16 protein-coding genes are annotated in these 18,776 nt (G+C 48.0%); 2 read left to right on the top strand and 14 right to left on the bottom strand.

The window, feature by feature from the left end; translation table 11 throughout:
* Positions 1-10: 10 nt before the first annotated feature.
* The 5 genes from ACAN55_RS19450 to ACAN55_RS19430 form a co-directional block, all read right to left on the bottom strand.
* Positions 11-628, bottom strand: a complete 618-nt coding sequence (locus ACAN55_RS19450) for a DUF47 domain-containing protein (protein WP_379136668.1) — start codon at positions 626-628, stop codon at positions 11-13.
* Positions 629-893: 265 nt separating this feature from the next.
* The gene (locus tag ACAN55_RS19445; RefSeq protein WP_379136665.1) at positions 894-1,982 is read right to left on the bottom strand and encodes a DUF3048 domain-containing protein; all 1,089 of its coding nucleotides are present in this window, start codon (positions 1,980-1,982) and stop codon (positions 894-896) included.
* A gap of 156 nt (positions 1,983-2,138) precedes the next feature.
* Positions 2,139-2,915: a DODA-type extradiol aromatic ring-opening family dioxygenase gene (locus ACAN55_RS19440; protein WP_379136662.1), complete on the bottom strand. Its 777-nt coding sequence runs from the start codon at positions 2,913-2,915 to the stop codon at positions 2,139-2,141.
* 86 nt (positions 2,916-3,001) lie between these two features.
* Positions 3,002-3,832, bottom strand: a complete 831-nt coding sequence (locus tag ACAN55_RS19435) for an alpha/beta hydrolase family protein (RefSeq protein ID WP_379136660.1) — start codon at positions 3,830-3,832, stop codon at positions 3,002-3,004.
* A gap of 383 nt (positions 3,833-4,215) precedes the next feature.
* Positions 4,216-4,428 carry a hypothetical protein gene (locus ACAN55_RS19430; RefSeq protein ID WP_379136657.1) on the bottom strand — a complete coding sequence of 71 codons (213 nt, stop codon included), beginning with the start codon at positions 4,426-4,428 and terminating at the stop codon, positions 4,216-4,218.
* A gap of 202 nt (positions 4,429-4,630) precedes the next feature.
* On the opposite strand from ACAN55_RS19430, the gene ACAN55_RS19425 reads away from it, so the two are divergent.
* A complete protein-coding gene (locus tag ACAN55_RS19425; RefSeq protein WP_379136654.1) occupies positions 4,631-5,278 on the top strand; it encodes a DUF1129 family protein in 648 nt (215 codons plus the stop codon).
* A gap of 40 nt (positions 5,279-5,318) precedes the next feature.
* Positions 5,319-6,254 carry a hypothetical protein gene (locus ACAN55_RS19420; protein WP_379136650.1) on the top strand — a complete coding sequence of 312 codons (936 nt, stop codon included), beginning with the start codon at positions 5,319-5,321 and terminating at the stop codon, positions 6,252-6,254.
* A 74-nt stretch (positions 6,255-6,328) separates the two neighbouring features.
* Here ACAN55_RS19420 and ilvA read toward each other — a convergent pair whose 3' ends face one another.
* The 9 genes from ilvA to purM form a co-directional block, all read right to left on the bottom strand.
* A complete protein-coding gene (gene ilvA / locus ACAN55_RS19415) occupies positions 6,329-7,591 on the bottom strand; it encodes a threonine ammonia-lyase IlvA (protein ID WP_379136648.1) in 1,263 nt (420 codons plus the stop codon).
* Positions 7,592-7,761: 170 nt separating this feature from the next.
* Positions 7,762-9,915 (bottom strand): methyl-accepting chemotaxis protein, encoded by a 2,154-nt coding sequence (locus ACAN55_RS19410; RefSeq protein ID WP_379136645.1) that lies wholly within the window; start codon positions 9,913-9,915, stop codon positions 7,762-7,764.
* Positions 9,916-10,294: 379 nt separating this feature from the next.
* On the bottom strand, positions 10,295-10,489 hold the full coding sequence (locus ACAN55_RS19405) for an aspartyl-phosphate phosphatase Spo0E family protein (RefSeq protein WP_379136642.1): 195 nt from the start codon (positions 10,487-10,489) through the stop codon (positions 10,295-10,297).
* A 347-nt stretch (positions 10,490-10,836) separates the two neighbouring features.
* On the bottom strand, positions 10,837-12,108 hold the full coding sequence (locus ACAN55_RS19400; RefSeq protein ID WP_379136639.1) for a transcriptional regulator: 1,272 nt from the start codon (positions 12,106-12,108) through the stop codon (positions 10,837-10,839).
* A 351-nt stretch (positions 12,109-12,459) separates the two neighbouring features.
* Positions 12,460-13,767, bottom strand: coding sequence for an SEC-C metal-binding domain-containing protein (locus ACAN55_RS19395; RefSeq protein WP_379136636.1), 1,308 nt, complete (start codon positions 13,765-13,767; stop codon positions 12,460-12,462).
* Positions 13,768-14,077: 310 nt separating this feature from the next.
* Complete coding sequence (gene purD / locus ACAN55_RS19390) at positions 14,078-15,340, bottom strand: phosphoribosylamine--glycine ligase (protein WP_379136633.1); 1,263 nt, start codon at positions 15,338-15,340, stop codon at positions 14,078-14,080.
* Between the two features lie 25 nt (positions 15,341-15,365).
* Positions 15,366-16,913 carry a bifunctional phosphoribosylaminoimidazolecarboxamide formyltransferase/IMP cyclohydrolase gene (gene purH / locus ACAN55_RS19385; RefSeq protein ID WP_379136630.1) on the bottom strand — a complete coding sequence of 516 codons (1,548 nt, stop codon included), beginning with the start codon at positions 16,911-16,913 and terminating at the stop codon, positions 15,366-15,368.
* A gap of 182 nt (positions 16,914-17,095) precedes the next feature.
* The gene (gene purN / locus ACAN55_RS19380) at positions 17,096-17,713 is read right to left on the bottom strand and encodes a phosphoribosylglycinamide formyltransferase (RefSeq protein ID WP_379136628.1); all 618 of its coding nucleotides are present in this window, start codon (positions 17,711-17,713) and stop codon (positions 17,096-17,098) included.
* Positions 17,713-18,753 (bottom strand): phosphoribosylformylglycinamidine cyclo-ligase, encoded by a 1,041-nt coding sequence (gene purM, locus ACAN55_RS19375; RefSeq protein ID WP_379136625.1) that lies wholly within the window; start codon positions 18,751-18,753, stop codon positions 17,713-17,715. The genes purN and purM overlap by 1 nt, the downstream gene beginning before the upstream one ends.
* Between the last annotated feature and the right edge of the window lie 23 nt (positions 18,754-18,776).

Genomic DNA, 18,776 nt, shown 5'->3' with positions numbered 1-18,776 from the left:
TCCGGGCCCCTTAAGAATTGCGCATAATGATTGATTCCAGCATATTGGCTACGTCTTCACATTTATCGGTGGTCGTTTCAAGACGTTCGTAAAGCTCCTTGCGTTTGATCAGCTCGATCGGATCTTTCACTTGCTCGAACAGCAACTTGGTGCAGATACGCAGCACTTCATCACCTTGGTTCTCCAGATCATTCAGGCGGATCGTATACTCACGAATGGCCAGAAGTTTCTTCTGGGACAGCAGGTGAATCGCCTTTTGGATCTCATACGCGCTTTGACGCAGAATTTCCGCGAACTGCACGATGTATTCATCCGCATGTGTCAAGTTGTACATATAGAAACGGGATGCCGATGCTTCCAAACCGTCAATGACATCATCCATGCTTGTAGTCAGGTCCATAATGTCGTCGCGTTCCAGCGGCGTAATAAACGTTTTGTTCAATTCCTTTATGATTGTGTGTGTGAACGAATCGCACTGGGACTCGTACTTCTTCATCACTCCAGCGAACTCCTCAACATTACCATCCAGTGTGGTAATATTCTGAGCAAAGTAATCCGCAGCCTGAACAATGGTATCCGCCATGTTTTCAAGCGTTTCGAAGAAAATATCCTTTTTTCTCAACTTCATCGTTATACCCCTTTACGTAAAATTACCAATAAAAAACGGGTCAGCCTCATGGTAACCCATGAAAAGGATGACAACCCTTGTTATCTTAACATATCCGGTTCTTGGATAGAAGCAAAAGAAACGAACTTTTTTACACTGAATGAACAAATTTCTACATCCGCGAAAATAATCCGCATACAAAGGAGTAGCTGGAACTTAATGGATTAATTTATTCGCTGTTATTTATTGTACTCTCTTGTCCGTACGCTTATTCTAAACGGTTCTTTTATTGCTGCACATACGTCACATGGCTTTCAAAGGTTGGGGAGTTCGGCACAATCAGAAAGTGGGTCGTTCCCGGATACAATAAGACTTCTTCTCCGTCCTTCACAAAACGGATCACATCATCCGGCTCGCGCATCCACCGGCCCTTAATCATCTGCCCGCGCTGAAAGAGCAGCGCATCTCCTCCGAGTTCTACATCTACCGATAGTCTCCCCACATCATCCAGCACTTTATGATCAGCACCCATGACAATGACATTGGCAGCCTCCACCGGATTATTATTGTTCAGGTCTAAATGCGGTTTATCATTTACCCATCGCTGGTATGTACGGCGCTCCTTATCGTACTTATATTCAACCTTATAGCTTTGAAGCATGAAATGAACGCTGAACTCAGAGACAGGTTCTCCCCCAAGCGGCATATAATCGGGATTATTGAACAAGTAATTAGGAACCCCGGGATTATCGCTATAGCCCAGCTTGTCTGCCCCTTCCCATAACTTCGCAGCATTGCTGTACAGATTATGCGGGGCTTTCCGCGTCTTGTCACGCCAGAAATAAGACCCGGCATTGCCGATTTCGTCCATATCCTCTTTCTTTTGCTGCTGCAAAATGGCATACGCTGCCTGACTTCCGCCCGCATGAACGGTTACTGCGCCATAGCTCTCCCCGAGATCGATCAGATAAGGCCTTATACTGCGAATCGGTCCAATCTTGACGACACCGGTGTGACTTTGAAAAATACCAATCAGCCGCGTAATTCCGCCCTCAGCAAGCACTTCATATAAAATATCAGCTTCGCTAACCCCCGACTGAGGCCGGGCGGCTGGAGCATTATTGATCATGACGGCAAGCGGCCTCGGAAGCATAGACTCGGTAACCGGGAGGCCCGTCAGTCCGGATAGAGCCGAAGTAACCGAAGGTGCTGTCGTTGCTGACGGCAACGGGGAGTTGACCGACGTCGGAACCGCCGAAGGTTCTGCAGTCGGAGCAGTATGGTTCTCAGCTTCCTGCGGCCCGCACGCAGATAGTAGCAGCACCGAGCCAAGAATACAGGAAATAAGCCTGGTAGAATAGCGGTTCACTGTCATAATCGGTTAGTTCCTCCTTGAGGGGTGTTTTGAATATATGCACCTTATTCCATTTAATCATAGCCTGCCCCATTTGTCTCGGACAGGACTCATATCCCCGCCCTCTGCATAAAAAAAGGTACAGCCGATGACGGCTATACCTTTGTGTCTTATGAATTAATCAAACATCCAGCAGTTCAAGCTGAGCGTTCCGTACTGGTACGCCTGAATCATCCGTTGGGCCCGCCTTCCTTCATCTGCCGTTCCCATTGCATAAAATAGCGGAACGAAATGCTCGCTTCCGTATGATGGCACCGCCTCCCGGACATGCGGGGCTTTCTTGTCGTAGGCGAACAGCAAAGGTAAGTTCCATGATTGAAGCGCATCAGCTACCCAGGCATCAAACCCTAGCGCCCACTCCTCCGGCTGATCATTTTCCTTGAGCAACCTTAAATTGTGGACTAATCCGCCACTGCCGATAAAGAGAATCCCTTCATCTCTCAGGGGAGACAACATTCGCCCGATCTCATACTGCTCCAGGGGAGAACGGAGTGAATCTACAGAAAGGGCTACAACCGGAATATCTGCATCCGGGAACAATTTGCTCAGGATCACCCAGACCCCATGATCCAATCCCCGTCCCAGAATTGGCTGATGGGCCAGATTGCCCGCTTTGAACAATTCACAAATCCTGCGGCTGAGAAGAGGATCACCTGGTGCAGGATAGCTAAGTTCATACATTTCTTCAGGAAATCCGTAGAAATCATGCTGTGCCTCGTGCTGCCCATCCACCGTCAGCAACTGTTCGGGACTGTCCCAGTGAGCCGAGAATACAACAATTCCTTTTGGTTTCGGAAGATCCTGCCCCAGCCTTGTCAGAAAGCGGGTATATTCATTATCCTCGATGGCAAGCAGTGGAGAACCGTGTGCAATAAAAAAAGCAGGTAATTTCATAAGGTGCCTCCTTCCATAACCCAGTTTATGGACTGCACCTATATTTTAACCCTTCTTATTGCTGAATGCGAGTGGAGGACAAGCTATTAAATCATCCAATTCTGCCATTCCTGCTGCTGATGCTCCTGCTGGTTCATCCAATCCCTTGTCCGTTCAAGCAGTTGACGCTGTGCCGCACCCGTAGAGAAGGTATGATCTGCCTGAAAAATAATCTCTTTGTCGCAGCGGCCCTCCGGACGGGTCCAGAACAGCTTCTGGTACAAAAAGGCATAATCCACTGGAATCACATCATCGGAGGTGCCATGGATGACAAGCACATCGCCGCTGAATTTACCAGCTTCCTGAAAGGGCTGAAAGGCAGCCAGAGAGTTGAAGTATACCGGCGTGAAATCATACCCGGCATGATCTGCCGACCCGCTCTTAACCGCTCTGTCATAGGATTCACGGCCAACAATCTTCACAATATCATTAAAGGGGTAACCGACAGCCGACCATAATACCAGATTCTTCACCCGGCGGTCGCGCACGCCAGTCAGCAGGGCAATAGCGCCTCCAAGACTGTGGCCGATCAGCGTGATACGCGTAGGGTCTACATCCCCTGCACTTATACCGTAATCCAGGACAGCCCGTGTCTGGGCAATCATGGACTCCATATTCTCGCTGCCGTAGCTGCCAGTGCTTTCTCCGCAGCCCGCATAATCAAAGCGGATGACCATGTAACCGTCCTGCGCCAGCTCCCGGGCGGCTTTGACAAAGAGCCGGTCCACACCAATCCGACTGCCGACGAATCCATGGCAAATGATAGCCAGTGGTACGCGATCCTTGCAGCGCCCGGAAGTCCCTTTTTCTTTTACCGGATAATGAATGCTTGCCGCCAGCTCTTCGCCTTCATGCCGAATGATGATTGACCGTTCCATGCCAATTCCTCCTTATAAAAATCTATTGTTTGAATACCGCAACTACGTTGAGTTTTGGACTTTCGGCCGCTGTTGTCCCCAGATTTCTTGATTTATACCGCTATACGCGGATGAAATCCGGGGACAGCATATGCTTCCGATGCGAGCTTTCCTACGGAAAGCTTTCGGGCGGTCGCTGCCGCTCCTACAGTTCCAAACCTCCCCTTCGTTACTCCTCAACAATATCTATTTATTTTCAAATCATTTCAATTTGTTATTATTCCGATTAAATTAGTAAGGATTATATTCTTATCTTATATGCTGGTCAGTCGAATTGTCAACATGAAAAGACCCCTTTGTCCGCTGGGAACGAAAGAGGTCCTGGCTTGGTACGGATACATTATTTACTCGTAGCTGTTGTGGAACATGTCATGCGTTTCCTGCCTGCCTTCCCAATCCTTCAGCCACTCCTCTGGGCTTCCGGCACAGCATTCCCATAAATTCGAACCCTGGGTTTCTGTATCCGGAGCCTCGCCATTTACCGCTTGATCGGCAGACTCAGGGACGAACCCGTCTCCTGCAAATATATTTCGGTCCACTCGTTCATCATGCTGCATGATTCATCCCTCCTTTCCCGCTAAGCACGGGTGTTAACTGTAATCCTAATTTCAGTGTTCACTTATCCGTGAGGATTATGCATTCATGGCAAGGTGCTTGTCCTTGCACTTATCTGTCTGGCAACCGTATACTCTTCTGTAAAGGCTGATACAGTCACCCACTATATTGGAGGTCTATTCTTACGCTATGAAAGTAAAAGAAATGATTAAAGAAAATAATATGTTACGGGAACAAATGACTCCCTTTAACCGTTCTTATATGGAGGATATGATTATCGCCATGAGAGCCAGCCGGGTAGAAGCCCAGCGCGCTGAAGAGCTCCTGCTCCAGGCTGCCAAGGACCTGCTTCAGGCACAGAAAAAAGGTAGAAATGCAAAACAAGTTTTTGGCGAGCATCCCGAAGACCATTTCAAAGAGATCATGGACAGTGCCCCTCCACGGGCCGGCCGCAGCAGGCTGAATTTTATCCTTATGATCCCTTGGGCAGCTTTGACCTGCCTATTCGGTGCACTGGCGATTGCAGGGTTAATCTCCCAGTGGACCACAGGTTCTCCAGGTATCTTCGGCCAGATTAGCCTGTTCACACTGCTGGTGATTGCGCTCGGTTCGATTATCGTCATTGAGGTTATTATGAAATGGCTTGGTTCTCTTTCGGATACGGATAATCCTGCCATTGGCAAATTCGAGTTCAGAGCTTTAGGTGTGTACATCGGAATTGCCGTAGTCATCGTATTTGCCGGAAGATACCTGGGTGAGCTATTTCCACTCATCCCTCTCTCCCCGTGGGTCAGCTTAGGCATTTTCATCTGCGGACTGATCGGACTCAAATTCTTTTTTATGAAGAAATAATCACTTGTTTTTATTCCGCAATCATAGGGAGGAACTCATTGTGAATAAGAAGCTTATGGTTCTGGCCTCTGCTGTACTGTCAGCCGCGCTTACTCTTCAGGCAGGCACAGCGGGGGCCGCTTCACAGCCGTCTTCTGAAAGATCAGCCTCCTCCTCGTCCGCTGCTAATGCAAGCAATCATGCAGAGGCTGTATACCTGGCATCTCTCCCCCTGCTTAAATCGTCTTCCAAGCTTCCTGCCGCTATTTCTTACCTGAACAACAACATTTATGCCGTCACTCCCTACCGGGCCACACTTATGATCTTAAAGCTGGAGAATATTCAGAAAGCGGCACTGAGCTCCTGGGAGGATAAATTCTCCGGCAGCAGTATACAACGCAAGCTGAAAGAAATATACACACCAGGCGCAGGTATGGACAAATTGGCTGACTCAGCGGGATACCCCGCGATAAGAACGCTGCTCAAGTCTGCGGGAGATAGCGGTTATAAGCTGGAAAGCGCCGAGGGCAACATATTTCCGGTGATTGATTATATCAAATACCGCAAATATAAAATGTATGTTACTCCTGATATTCGGGACTACATCTCGATCATGGCTACAGAATCTGATCTGCCGTCAGCCAAGGATGATGGCCTAATTATCGCTTGGTCCGACGTGGCTTCCCGCACGTTGTCCCTTGAATGCTTCATCACTGCTTATCCGCGTTCCAACCGTATAACGGCAGCGAAAACCTTGTATGCCAGGTATCTGAGCTCCACCTTCTACGGGTTGAACAATACACCCCTTTTTCATTACGATAATCTGGAGATGGATCTCGAAGCTCAAAAGGCCTACACCGCCCTACTGGCTAAACACGCGGATGCTACACCTTTCCTGGAGAAATTGAAAGGTTTCATGGAGCTGCTGAAGGATAACGGATATAAATTGGATGATGCCGCCAAGCTGTACCTGAGTAAGGAAATTCCACAGAAATAACAAAAGGCGGTCCCCAGCCATTTCCATGGCTTTGGGGACCGCCTTTTGCTACTAGCAAATAATTAACCGTCAGACTATATAAGCATATTAAACAAGTTCAGATCTTTGTTGATTTCCAGATAACTGAATCCCTTTTGCTCCATCCGTTCAATCAGAGGTGTATAGGCATCTGTTGACAGCAGTTCGATTCCCACAAGTGCGGGACCGTTATCCTTGTCATTTTTCTTCGTATATTCAAATCGGGTAATATCATCATCAGGACCAAGTACTTCGGAGAGGAATTCGCGCAAAGCGCCTGCCCGCTGAGGGAAATTAACCATGAAGTAATGCTTCAAGCCTTCATAGATCAGCGAACGCTCCTTAATCTCCTGCATCCGGTCAATATCGTTATTGCCGCCGCTGACGATACAAACCACCGTCTTGCCAGCAATCTGATCACGGTACATATCAAGTGCCGCGATTGGCAATGATCCTGCAGGTTCCACAACAATGGCATTTTCCGTGTACAGCTCAAGAATGGTTGTGCAGGCTTTGCCTTCCGGCACCTTCACCACATCATCCAGCAGACGCGAACAAATATCATAGGTCAAGCCGCCTACTCGCTTAACCGCAGCGCCATCGACGAATTTATTGATTTCATTCAAGGTAACCACTTCGCCCCGCTTCAGCGCCTCACTCATGGATGCAGCACCTGAAGGCTCTACGCCAATCACTTGAGTCGACGGATGAACGGTCTTCACATAAGTCGCTACCCCTGCCGCTAGTCCGCCTCCCCCGATAGTAACGAATACGTAATCAGCCGGCTGCTCCATGCTCTCCATGATCTCCATAGCAATTGTACCATTACCGGCAATGATCTTAGGTTCGTCAAACGGATGGATCAGGGTCATCCCATAGTCAATGCAGGCTTGAAGCGCCTCATCATAAGCATCATCAAAGGTGTCTCCCTTCAGGATTACCTCGACATATTCACCGCCAAATTTACGGACCTGCTTCACTTTTTGATTGGGAGTTGTTGTCGGCATATACACTTTGCCTCGAATTCCAAGCGCTTTGCAGGAATAGGCCACGCCTTGTGCGTGATTGCCCGCGCTAGCACAGACAATGCCTTTTTTGCTCTCCTCAGCGGACAAGCTGCGGATCATATGGTAAGCGCCGCGGATTTTGAAAGAACGGACGATCTGCAGATCTTCCCGCTTTAAAAAGACATTGCAATTATATTTGGCAGACAACACCGCGTCACGCTGCAGTGGCGTCCGAACAATCACTTCCCGGAGCATATGGTGCGCACGCACGATATCTTCCATTCCTACGATCCGGTCTTCGCCTTCTCTCATGAACACTTCGCCTCACTGTGATTATTTTTGCTTATTGTAACATACTCTTCCGGGAGATTTTTTTCAAGGTTATAACTATCATATATTCGGCACAAAACCGGCCTTGGCAGCTTAATCTACCAAGGTCGGCGTATTTCGTTGCAATATTTATCAAAGTATCTATTACTAGTCTACGCTTTGAACCGCGATACCGTCTCCAGCAGTTTGGCTGTGCTGTGTTTGATTCCCTCCATCTCGGAGACGATGCCTCCGGATTGATTAATGATATGTTCTGCCTTGACGGCAATAGTGCCGGCTCCCTCTGCGCCTTCGCTTGTAGCGACAGTAGTCTCGCCAATGGCATTCAGCATATTCTGGATAGAAGCCAGCAGTTCCTCAGAGGTCGCACTGAAATCCGTGACCAGATCCTCCACATATTTGGCATCCTCGCTGTATTGTCGTCCAGTCTCCTGCATGGAATCATAATCCTTCAGCACCTGGCGGTCCACAAATGCAAGGACGCTTTCAGCACCCTCTACCAGATTGGCCACTGCTCCAATTACCGAATTGGTCACTCCCTGTATTTCAGCTACCGTATCACGCGAGGTCTCTGCCAGCTTGCGGATTTCATCGGCTACTACAGCAAATCCTCTGCCAGCATCTCCGGCCCGCGCCGCTTCAATCGAAGCATTCAGCGACAAAAGGTTCGTTTGGGAGGCTATGTCGAGAATCGCACTGGATAACGCACTGATTTGATTTATGGACTTCGACTGTTCAATTGCGGTGCGAAGCTTCTCTTCACTTTGTCCATACAGCTCATCAGCATGACGACGTGATTGAATCGCACTCTCCTTCAACTGCTCCGCACGTTCATTGATCGCCTTGGCCGATTGGGCCCCGTCTTGGGCTTTCCGGGCAATGCTGCTGATCGCATTTTCAATCTCAATCGTGCTGGCGTTCATCTCCTGCATGGAGGCTGCGGTCTGCTCCATCCCTGCCGACAGCTCTTCGGTGGTCGCAGACACATCACTGATACTCTCATCGAGCGAAGATACATTTATCTCCGTATTCTCTACTGCACCTGAAATGCTCTGGGAGCTCTTCATAATCTCACGGATGAGGTTCTGCTGGGACGCGATCATATCATTGAAACCTTCTGCGAGCACGCCAATTTCCCCTTTGGCCGTAACTTTAGCCCGGATGGACAAATCACCGGACATCGCCTTTTGAAAAGCTGCTGTAAGTACCGGAATTTGTTTCAGGATGCTACTGGATACAAAGTATAGAATTACGCCCATTATGATGATAGAGGCTAAGATAGACAATACGAATATCGTCTGGAAGAGACGGAGTGCACTTTCCGCATCCTTAGCAGGAACAATGAGCGCGACCGCCCATTGGCTATCAACAGCAGGCGCGTAGGATATATAGCTGGTAACACCGTCTAGATTCTGCTTAACGACATCATTACCCCACTGCACCATTTTTTCGCCGACTGTCTTCCAGTCCCCGCCCAGATCACCCATCTTCTTCAGCAGCACATAATCACTGTTCGGATGATAGATAAAGGTTCCCGTCTTGTCGATCAGTGTGGCAAAGCCGCTACCCTTATAGTTAAAAGCACCCAGTACCTCTGTAATCTGCTCTGTCGAAATATCAGCACTTGCGACACCTATAATCTTGCCGCTGTCATCAACAATCGGTGCGCTGAGGCTGACAACCATTTTGCCCGAACCGGCATCAATGTAAGGGTCTGTAACCGTAAGCTTCTTACTCTGGACTGTATTTGTATACCAGCTTCGCTCTTTCATGTTGTAGTCTGCCGGCGGTTCGAATTCATCCTGGGTAATAACCTGGTTTATAGAATCAATTCCTATGTATACGTTAAGCAGACTGCTGTTATTGTCTTTGATCAGATTCAGCGTGCGTATAAGCTCAGTGTAGCCGGGTGTCTCTTTGAACGTCTCCTTCGTGCTTACAGCGGTGATATAATCACGGACATAAGCATTGGCGTTAATCAGCTTTACACTGTCCTCAGCAGGCTGCAGCAGCTGATCCACCTTCACACTGATCTGTTCTTTTTCGTAATTCAAAGAGCTGTTCAGATCCTCAACAATAATCTTTTTGGCGTTGCCGTAGATTACAACTGAAACCACAACAAAAATGAGCACGACGGACAAGATTACAGATGCAAACAGTTTACCCCGCATGCCCATGTTGGATATGGAGTTGACCACTTGCTGAGGCTTTAGTTTTCTCAGGGATTGAACAGATTGCACGGCTCCCTTGCGTGTGGATGCTACACCTGCTTTAAGCTTTTTCCCGTCTATCTTTCGCTTTACCATAGGAGTCCCCGCCTTCTTTATAAATATGGTTTAAAATGCTACACATTTGAAATTTTTCACGTATTTTCGACTTATTTCTGCAAAAAGCGCCTTTATCCCTTTAACGTTTTACTGGGACATGTGAATTAACTGTGTCCATGTCAGGTTATTTATAAAAAAAGCGCTGGAAAACGACCTTTTCATTAAAAAAAGGACCTCTATACTCTTTTATATCGGATAAAAAGTGGGGGTATTAAAGTGCATGTCAGGTTTTGTGCCAGAGATTGAGTGAATTAATAAACAAGGAGATAAAAAAAGAAACCCACTGAACGTGGGCTTAGCGGGGACAACGAAGGTTATAGTAATGTCTCTAGGCTTTATTAGTGGTTTGGTGTCGGTATTATCTAGTGTTACTACGCAGAGAGCTGCTTTTCGGTTGACTATAATAGATCCGGTTGTATTGGTTGATAAGCTCGTCTAGAAGCATAGACTGCTGGAGTACACTGGGGTCTCCGATCCCCTTTTGCAGGACCCGAACATTAAGCTCTTCTCTGGCTTGTTCCATTGCGTTCTGAAGATACCCCTTATCCATCATGTCTACACCTCCTGTTATACTTATTTTAGGAGGTTATGCCTAATTCCTTACAAAAGTTTTTTGGAAAAAAATTTTTTTATACAGAAAAGACCAGCGGTTAACTGGCCTTAAATATTTTCGCCCTTTACACCGCATATGCTATCACGAAGCATTTTCTCGTAAGAAATACCCTAGCTCTATGACAGCGTAAAATCTACCGTTGTACTGTTTCCTATTCACGTATACTAAAAAACCAGCCCATAGAGCTGGTTGGGGTTGCCCTTCCTTAACCTCCGTGATAATCAGAGAGTGTGGTGAATACATCGGGAGACTGAGGTTGAATTGGCCCTGCTACTGTAAACAAGAAGCTAAATACCACTAACATTGACGCCAATTTTCTTTTCATTTTCTTCCTCCTCTTTTAAAAGAGCCTGATAATTTTGTTGCATTTGCTCGGTTGAAAAAACCCTATACCGTTCGAACAATCTCACGCACTTAAGGATATAGGTTTCATTATTCATTATAACAGATTTTCCCAAAGCATTTAACAAATTATTGAATCCCGTATGGTATACCTTCTTTCGCAAATGATAATGAGCTAACTCATATAGAAAACGTATACTCCTCTCAGATATCACTAGCTTAGCGTACAAACCCATCGCCTTCGATTGTTTTTGATCCGTTAAAACATTAATCTCGGATTCAAAATGCTCCAGAATATCATCTACATCAAGATTATACTGATTAGCTGCCTTCATGATATTTAATAGACCTGTAAGCACTTCATCTTTATTCTTTCCAATAAATTCAACATACTCCGGAAGGACACTTTGATCACCAGATAAGAGCTTGGATACAAAAATATTGGCATGTGCCCATTCCTTAAAAAGATTCACCCAACGCAGTGACTCCTCGTCCGACTCCTCTACCCAGTTTAAATCTGCATAAGCGTAGTTATACCTGAGGGCCTGTTCATAATCCCCACGCGAATCACATACACTGGCACGAAATAAATACGACAATGCAAGATAAACGAACAGCGGCTGTTTCGTCTTCTTATCCGTTTCTTGCCTTTTTCGCAGAGGCTGACGAGCAAATAGCAATTGAGCACTCGCTTTCTCTTCCATTTCGTTGGCTATACTTTCTACCCTATCCCACCTGCGCATGGAACGATATGTATTGGCCAAATCCCTCAAAGCATCAAGCTGGTCTATTTCATCCAAACGATCGATGAAAGGCTCGAACTGGAGGGCTGCCTGAAGATTACGTTCCTGATCCTCACTTAGCCGAAGGGTGAATAGCCGGTATTGGCAAAAGGCGAGTCTTTCGGAGTGCTGGCGCCGTTCACTTACTGCGACACTCTCATACAACAGTGCCGCTGCCTCATGTCTGGCCTCTATGAAGAAATCCTCCGCAACTTCAAAGAGCAGTGGTGAATAAGTTAAATTATCCATTAATAGTTGAACAATATGTTTAATGCATTCCAGCTTGTTAAGTTCCGCGCATCGGTATAGGAAAGGCTTAATTCTACGCCAGTTAGGTACGGCTTCCACCATACACTCTTGAATATATTGCTCATAGAAATGGCCCGGAGGCAAAGACAGCACCGCTGTCATCCGATCCAGTTGATCCATTGCCATTACACGGTTCCCTTTAAGGATTAGACTTACCGTTCCAGCATTCAGGCCCGCTTTCCTACCTAATTGGCTATAGGTTAACCCTTCACGTTGTATAAATACTTCCAGTTCATTGCGAATTGTGGTTGTATTGTTCAGATAAACCACTCCTTAAGGTTACATTGACCAAGATGACTCGTGTTGCATACCTATCAACATACGGCAGCATTTAGTAGTATATTACAAATATAGACAAGTTTTATACGCAGGTCAATTTATTTCAAGATGTTTGTTAACTGTTTGTAAAATGTCTCTGAAATCTAAAACAACACAACCGAATAAGGGTTGTGTTGTTCAGAAAATCCGAGTGAAAATCTATTGTTTAAGCATCCACTTGAGCAACTCTGGCAAACTTGCCCAGAGACGCGAATGCATGATCACATATTCAACAGCTTCGTTGGTGTCGCCCATACCGATGAAATCCGGAAGATTATGCGGCAGTCTTTTACCGCCCAGAAGATAGTCTGGCACATGCTTGTTCACATTCCGCGCGATCCGGTACAGCATTTTAAGTTGGGAGGTAATTCCGTTCAGCTTGAACTCCAGTACGATCCGGTCATACGCAATTGCTGCCGCCTTATCGTCCTTGCCATATGTCTTGAGCAGACGGTCAGCGTCAAACAGACGGTTGGTGTACAGATACACGGCGATCAGCAGGTAACGCGCACCTGTATTATCATTAGGGTTAAGCTCAATAATATGCTCCAGCGTCTTGGCCGCTTCCTCGCCATTACCGCCAAACCAGCAGGATTCCGCGTAGCTTTGGCAAATGCGGATATATGGACGGGTCTCCATTAGCCCCCAGAAATGCCCTTTGTTCTTCTCAAAAAAGTCTTCCCCAAGTTCACGCTTCCCAGCTTCCATTCCTGCCTTCAGATAAGCCCGGGCCTCATGCTCATTCTCGGCTTCCTCCGCAAGAACCATGTATGCATCGGTACTGTCCGCATAAATCTCTAGCGCAGATTGGGCAAGCTGCACACGCTTTTTAGGCGTATTGGCTTCCTGTGCTTTGGATACGAGGTACTCTGCTTTCTCCCTGGGGCTCCCGGAGCCGGAAGTCACAGCGATCCACTCGCCCGCTTCGCCGCCCATTCCATGTTCCTCCACGTAAGCAACAAGTTCCTTATAGTTACGTGATACGGTAGCCGTGGTTACTTCATACTTTTGAGACAATTCTGTCTGTGTAATCAGGAATCCATATTCCTCGGATAATAAATACTCAATAGCCGCACAATAAGAGCCCATTTTCTTCACTGATGGTTTAGCATGCCGGGAATATCCGTTCCAAAGGAGCAACGCTTCGGAAATAATTTCCTTCTCGTAACCATCTTTCATACTCTCTATAAGATGAAGCGCCAGTTGTTCATGTACCGGGCTGTCCCATTTCATATCCTTAGATACCATTTTCCGAAGCTTAACCAATGTGAGTTTGCCTTCAGAGCGCTGTACGGAGACAGACTCCGCTTCAACGGCTTCGAGCAAAACGGCTTCCTGTGCAGCAGCATCTTCTGCGGTTACGAGCCGAAGCAAAGATTCCATAACTGCGGATTCTTTGTCGATGCAGCATTTTTTATATTTTTTGCCGCTTCCGCATGGACATAGTTCATTTCTTCCAACCTTCATCAAACCTTATTCCCCCTTAAATCTGTAGGCAGCCATGCACCAGCAGGCCATCACTATCACCACAACTAGAATATCCCTCTGCGTAAAGTTTGTGTAGCCTTGGCTTATCCAATACCTACCCGGGAATACCTTTGTCGATTATGCTTTCATACCGTTTAAAAAAGGCCCTTCCGCAATCGGAAAGACCTTTTATCTGTATATATCCGGACATTTTCCCCCGTACGTTTTGTAGTATACCACTTCTTATACTACTTGTCAGTCCCTTTTTAGGACTAAATGCGCAAAAAATTTCATGAATCGGTCCTTTTTCTCATATCAATGCTTTCATGGCAATGTCGCTTCTGTTCTGCTTGCCCTCAAAGGATATTCCGGACGCTGCTAGGTAAGCTGCAGATCTTGCCTCAGCAATATTGCTGCCAATTCCGACAATACCTAGCACCCTTCCACCGTTGGTAACGATCTCGCCGTTCTCCCCAAATGCAGTACCGGCATGAAAGACAAGACTCCCCTGATCGCCAAGACCGGATATCGGCTGTCCCTTAGGATAAGTTCCGGGATACCCCCCAGACGCCAGCACCACGCATACAGCCGCTTCATCGCTCCACTGGATGTCGATATCTGCCAGATTTCCTTCGGTAACCGCAATGAAGATGTCTAGCAGATCGCTTTTCAGCCGGGGCAGAACAACCTGCGTCTCCGGATCGCCAAAGCGGGCATTGAACTCGATCGTCTTTGGCTTACCATCCGGGGATATCATCAGCCCTGCGAACAATACTCCGCGGAATGGCCGGCCTTCCGCCACCATTGCCTTCGCGGTGGGAATAATAATGGTCTCAATCGCTTCGCGGATAATGTTATCATCGATATGCGGCAGCGGGGAATATGTGCCCATACCCCCAGTATTAGGACCTTTATCACCGTCAAATACAGGTTTATGATCCTGTGCGGCTGGCATTGCCCGTACCGTCTCTCCATCGACAAAAGCGAGAATCGACATTTCCTGACCAGCCAGAAATTCTTCAATGACCACATGGGCTCCGGCTTCCCCGAACACCTTGGACACCATAATATCATGCAGTGCCTGCTCGGCTTCCTCCAGCGTATAGGCCACAGTAACTCCTTTGCCCGCTGCCAATCCGTCCGCTTTGATGACGATAGGCAAAGGCTGCTTACGCAGATATGACAAAGCCTCCTGATATTCTCCGAACTTCTCGTAGGCTGCCGTTGGAATACCGTATTTATGCAGCAAATCCTTCATAAAGGTCTTACTGCCCTCGATCTCAGCTGCGTTCTTTCGTGGCCCAAATACGGGAATTCCTTTAGCTTCGAATGCATCTACTATGCCCGCTGCCAGTGGATCATCGGGTCCGATTACCACCAGATCAATCTTGTGCTCTTTAGCGAAATCCGTGAGCCGGTCGAACTCGAATACCCCGATCGGCACACATTCTGCTAGCTGCGCAATTCCGGCATTGCCGGGTGCGCAATAGATTTTCCCTGCTTTGGGGCTTTGGGATAAACTCCAGATAATCGCATGCTCCCGGCCGCCGCCGCCCACCACTAAAATATCCATATGAGCCTCCCCAGCGCTTTAGTGTTTAGTGTTTGAAATGACGGATACCGGTGAAGACCATGGCAATGCCGTACTCATTGGCAACCTTGATTGATTCCTCATCTTTGATTGATCCGCCCGGTTGAATTACTGCTGTGATTCCTGCCTTAGCCGCCATTTCAAGCGTATCTCCCATCGGGAAAAAGGCATCAGAGGCCAGAACTGCACCCTTTGCTTTATCACCAGCCTGTTCAATGGCGATCTTAGCGGCACCGACGCGGTTCATCTGCCCGGCTCCAACCCCTACTGTCATATCATCCGCTGCAAGCACGATGGCATTGGACTTCACATGCTTAACAACTCTCCAGCCGAACAGCAGTTGCTTCAGTTCTTCCTCTGTTGGCTTGCGGTCGGTAACTACCTGAAGCTCTTCAGCTTTTACAGTATGAACGTCACTCTCCTGAATAACCATACCGCCTTCAATCGAAGTGACTACAAAACTGCTCTTCCGAGCATCCGCAGTACTTAAGCCCCCAATTTCAAGCAGGCGGATATTTTTCTTCTTCGTCAGAATTTCCAGCGCTTCTTCCGTAAAGCCCGGAGCCAATACGATTTCAAGGAAAATATCCTTCAGGAGATTGGCCGTATCGGCATCAACAATCCGGTTCGCCGCCACAATTCCACCGAAGATAGACGTCGGATCAGCATTGTATGCTTTTTGGTAAGCCTCATAGATGCTTTCGCCCACACCCACACCGCAAGGATTCATATGCTTAACGGCCACTACAGCAGGCTCTGCGAATTCCTTGACGATTTGCAGCGCCGCGTTGGCATCATTAATGTTGTTATAGGAGAGTTCCTTGCCATGGAGCTGCTTCGCTGCTGTAAGCGTATCCTGATCAGCCAGAGGCTTGCGATAGAACGCTGCCTTCTGATGTGGATTCTCGCCATAGCGCAGATCCTGGATTTTCTCGTAAGTAACCGTATAGCGCTCCGGCAATGGTTCACCGGTCACATTAGCTAAATAATCGGAGATCAGGGCATCATAAGCCGCCGTATGACGGAATACTTTTGCCGCAAGCCGTTTGCGTGTATCCAGAGTAGTATCTCCCCCTGCACGCACTTCCTCAAGCACCGTATCATAATCCGCAGCATCCACAACCACGCTCACAAACGCATGATTCTTCGCTGCCGAACGCAGCATCGTTGGTCCGCCAATATCGATATTCTCGATGGCTTCCTCATACGATACATCCGGTTTGGCAATGGTAGCTGCGAACGGGTACAAATTCACCACGACGAGGTCGATGTAATCCAGACCCAGCTCCGTCATTTGACGCGTATGCTCCTCGTTGTCACGTACTGCCAAGAGGCCACTGTGAACTGCAGGATGTAACGTTTTAACCCGCCCGTCCATAATTTCAGGAAATCCGGTAACATCGGAAATACCGATGACGGGTACGCCTTCTTTTGCCAGAAGTGTGCTAGTTCCGCCTGTGGAGATAATTTCTACGCCCAATGCCGACAGCTCGCGGCAAAAATCCACGATGCCCTGTTTATCCGATACGCTGACCAGCGCTCTTTTAATACTCACTTTGAATAGTCCTCCTCCGGTTAGGTGCGGTTTATAGTTGGTGAATTTTTACATGTGACAGCAAATATACTTTGTGCAATATTTCCCGAGAAATATCGAATTTGTATTCCTGTCCACGAGGTGTTTCGATGATATTCGCAATTACAATGGGTAATGTCGTTTCATGCCCGCTAACAGAATAGTTACAGGCTACGGATAACCGTCTTTCTCCCTATCAATTCCACCCTGCCTGAGGCAAATGCAGCAACTACCTCTGGATACAGTTCGTATTCTACTTGATGAATCCGCTCCGCTAGTGTACCCGCCGTGTCGTTGTCTTCGACAATAACGCTGCGCTGGGCAATAAGCGGTCCGGTATCCATACCTCCATCCACAAAATGCACACTGACGCCTGTCAGCTTCACGCCATATTCCAGCGCTTGTCCAATCGCATCTTTACCGGCAAAAGCGGGCAGCAGCGAGGGATGGATATTGATGATCCGTCCCGTATACGGCGTCAGAAGCACCGGTGTAATGAGCCTCATGTACCCCGCCAGCACAATCAGACCGATTTCCCGGCGCTGAAGCTCTTCCACGATGGCCGCTTCATACAGTTCACGGCTTGCGAAGTCTTTAGGCCGCAGCAGAAGAGCGGGAATGCCCGCTTCATCAGCACGCTGTGCCACCGGTGCTTCCAGCTTGTCGGAAACTAGCAGTTCAATACTTCCGCCGCCGAGATTTCCTTCTTTCTCAGCCTTCGCCAGCGCCGCAAAGTTGCTGCCCTGCCCGGAGGCAAATACAGCAATCTTCTTGTATGACATCACACTTCAGCTCCCGTAAAGGTAACGATCCGTTCCCCTTCCGTCACTGTGCCGATAATGTAAGCTTCTTCTCCGTTGGCATTCAAGAACTGGAGTGCCTGCTCACCGTCAGCCGCATTCACGACAAGCACCAAACCGATGCCCATGTTGAACGTAGTAAACATATCCCGGTTGCTTACGCCGCCCTTAGCTTGCATCAGTCCGAAAATCGGCAGAATCGGCCAAGATCCGTAGTTAATATCTACATTTACACCATCCGGAAGTACCCGGGGAATATTCTCAATAAAGCCGCCACCGGTAATATGGGCCATTCCCTTCACCGGGAGCTGTTCCAGCAGCGCCAGCAGTGGCTTCACATAAATCTTTGTCGGAGCTAGCAGCACATCAACCAGCGGCGCGCCAAGCTCAGGTAGTACATCGTTTAGTTCATAACCGTCTTCTTCCAGCAAAAGCTTACGCACCAGCGAGAACCCATTGCTATGCACCCCGCTGGATGCGAGACCAATGACGACGTCTCCCGGAGCAATATCTGCACCAGTAACCAGCTTGGCTTTGTCGGCAACACCTACGGTAAACCCGGCAATATCATATTCGCCTGCCGCATACATGCCCGGCATCTCAGCGGTCTCGCCGCCGATCAGCGCGCAGCCTGCCTGATGGCAGCCCTCGGCGATTCCGGCAACAATAGCTTCGATTTTCTCCGGCACTACTTTGTCACAAGCCAGATAATCCAGGAAGAATAGCGGCTCCGCGCCTTGAACTACAATGTCATTAACACACATAGCCACCGCGTCAATACCAATCGTGTCGTGGCGGTCTGCAGCAAAAGCGATTTTGAGCTTCGTGCCCACGCCATCGGTTCCAGATACCAGCACCGGCTCTTCGTATTTATCTTTATTGAGGCCGAACAGCGCCCCAAATCCACCCAGCTCCGTCATAACCTCCGGACGATACGTACGCTTCACATGTTTCTTCATTCGTTCTACCGCTTCATTGCCAGCCGCGATATCAACACCGGCCTTTTTGTAAGCTTCTGACACTGGAACACCTCATTTAAATTAGT

It is taken from the genome of Paenibacillus oryziterrae, assembly GCF_042610485.1.
Taxonomy (GTDB): Bacteria; Bacillota; Bacilli; order Paenibacillales; family Paenibacillaceae; genus Paenibacillus_AQ.
The sequence above is the reverse complement of the archived record's forward strand: the minus strand, read 5'-3'. Positions and strand labels throughout refer to the sequence as shown.

What these genes read in the sequence shown, in the direction of transcription:
- ACAN55_RS19400 (WP_379136639.1), bottom strand. Translation starts at nt 12,108, where the DNA reads ATGGCAATGGATCAACTGGATCGGATGACAGCGGTGCTGTCTTTGCCT.
- ACAN55_RS19410 (WP_379136645.1), bottom strand. Translation starts at nt 9,915, where the DNA reads ATGGTAAAGCGAAAGATAGACGGGAAAAAGCTTAAAGCAGGTGTAGCA.
- ACAN55_RS19425 (WP_379136654.1), top strand. Translation starts at nt 4,631, where the DNA reads ATGATTAAAGAAAATAATATGTTACGGGAACAAATGACTCCCTTTAAC.
- ACAN55_RS19445 (WP_379136665.1), bottom strand. Translation starts at nt 1,982, where the DNA reads ATGACAGTGAACCGCTATTCTACCAGGCTTATTTCCTGTATTCTTGGC.
- purD (WP_379136633.1), bottom strand. Translation starts at nt 15,340, where the DNA reads ATGGATATTTTAGTGGTGGGCGGCGGCGGCCGGGAGCATGCGATTATC.
- ACAN55_RS19395 (WP_379136636.1), bottom strand. Translation starts at nt 13,767, where the DNA reads ATGAAGGTTGGAAGAAATGAACTATGTCCATGCGGAAGCGGCAAAAAA.
- ilvA (WP_379136648.1), bottom strand. Translation starts at nt 7,591, where the DNA reads ATGAGAGAAGGCGAAGACCGGATCGTAGGAATGGAAGATATCGTGCGT.
- ACAN55_RS19430 (WP_379136657.1), bottom strand. Translation starts at nt 4,428, where the DNA reads ATGCAGCATGATGAACGAGTGGACCGAAATATATTTGCAGGAGACGGG.
- ACAN55_RS19450 (WP_379136668.1), bottom strand. Translation starts at nt 628, where the DNA reads ATGAAGTTGAGAAAAAAGGATATTTTCTTCGAAACGCTTGAAAACATG.
- ACAN55_RS19440 (WP_379136662.1), bottom strand. Translation starts at nt 2,915, where the DNA reads ATGAAATTACCTGCTTTTTTTATTGCACACGGTTCTCCACTGCTTGCC.
- ACAN55_RS19405 (WP_379136642.1), bottom strand. Translation starts at nt 10,489, where the DNA reads ATGATGGATAAGGGGTATCTTCAGAACGCAATGGAACAAGCCAGAGAA.
- purN (WP_379136628.1), bottom strand. Translation starts at nt 17,713, where the DNA reads ATGTCATACAAGAAGATTGCTGTATTTGCCTCCGGGCAGGGCAGCAAC.
- ACAN55_RS19435 (WP_379136660.1), bottom strand. Translation starts at nt 3,832, where the DNA reads ATGGAACGGTCAATCATCATTCGGCATGAAGGCGAAGAGCTGGCGGCA.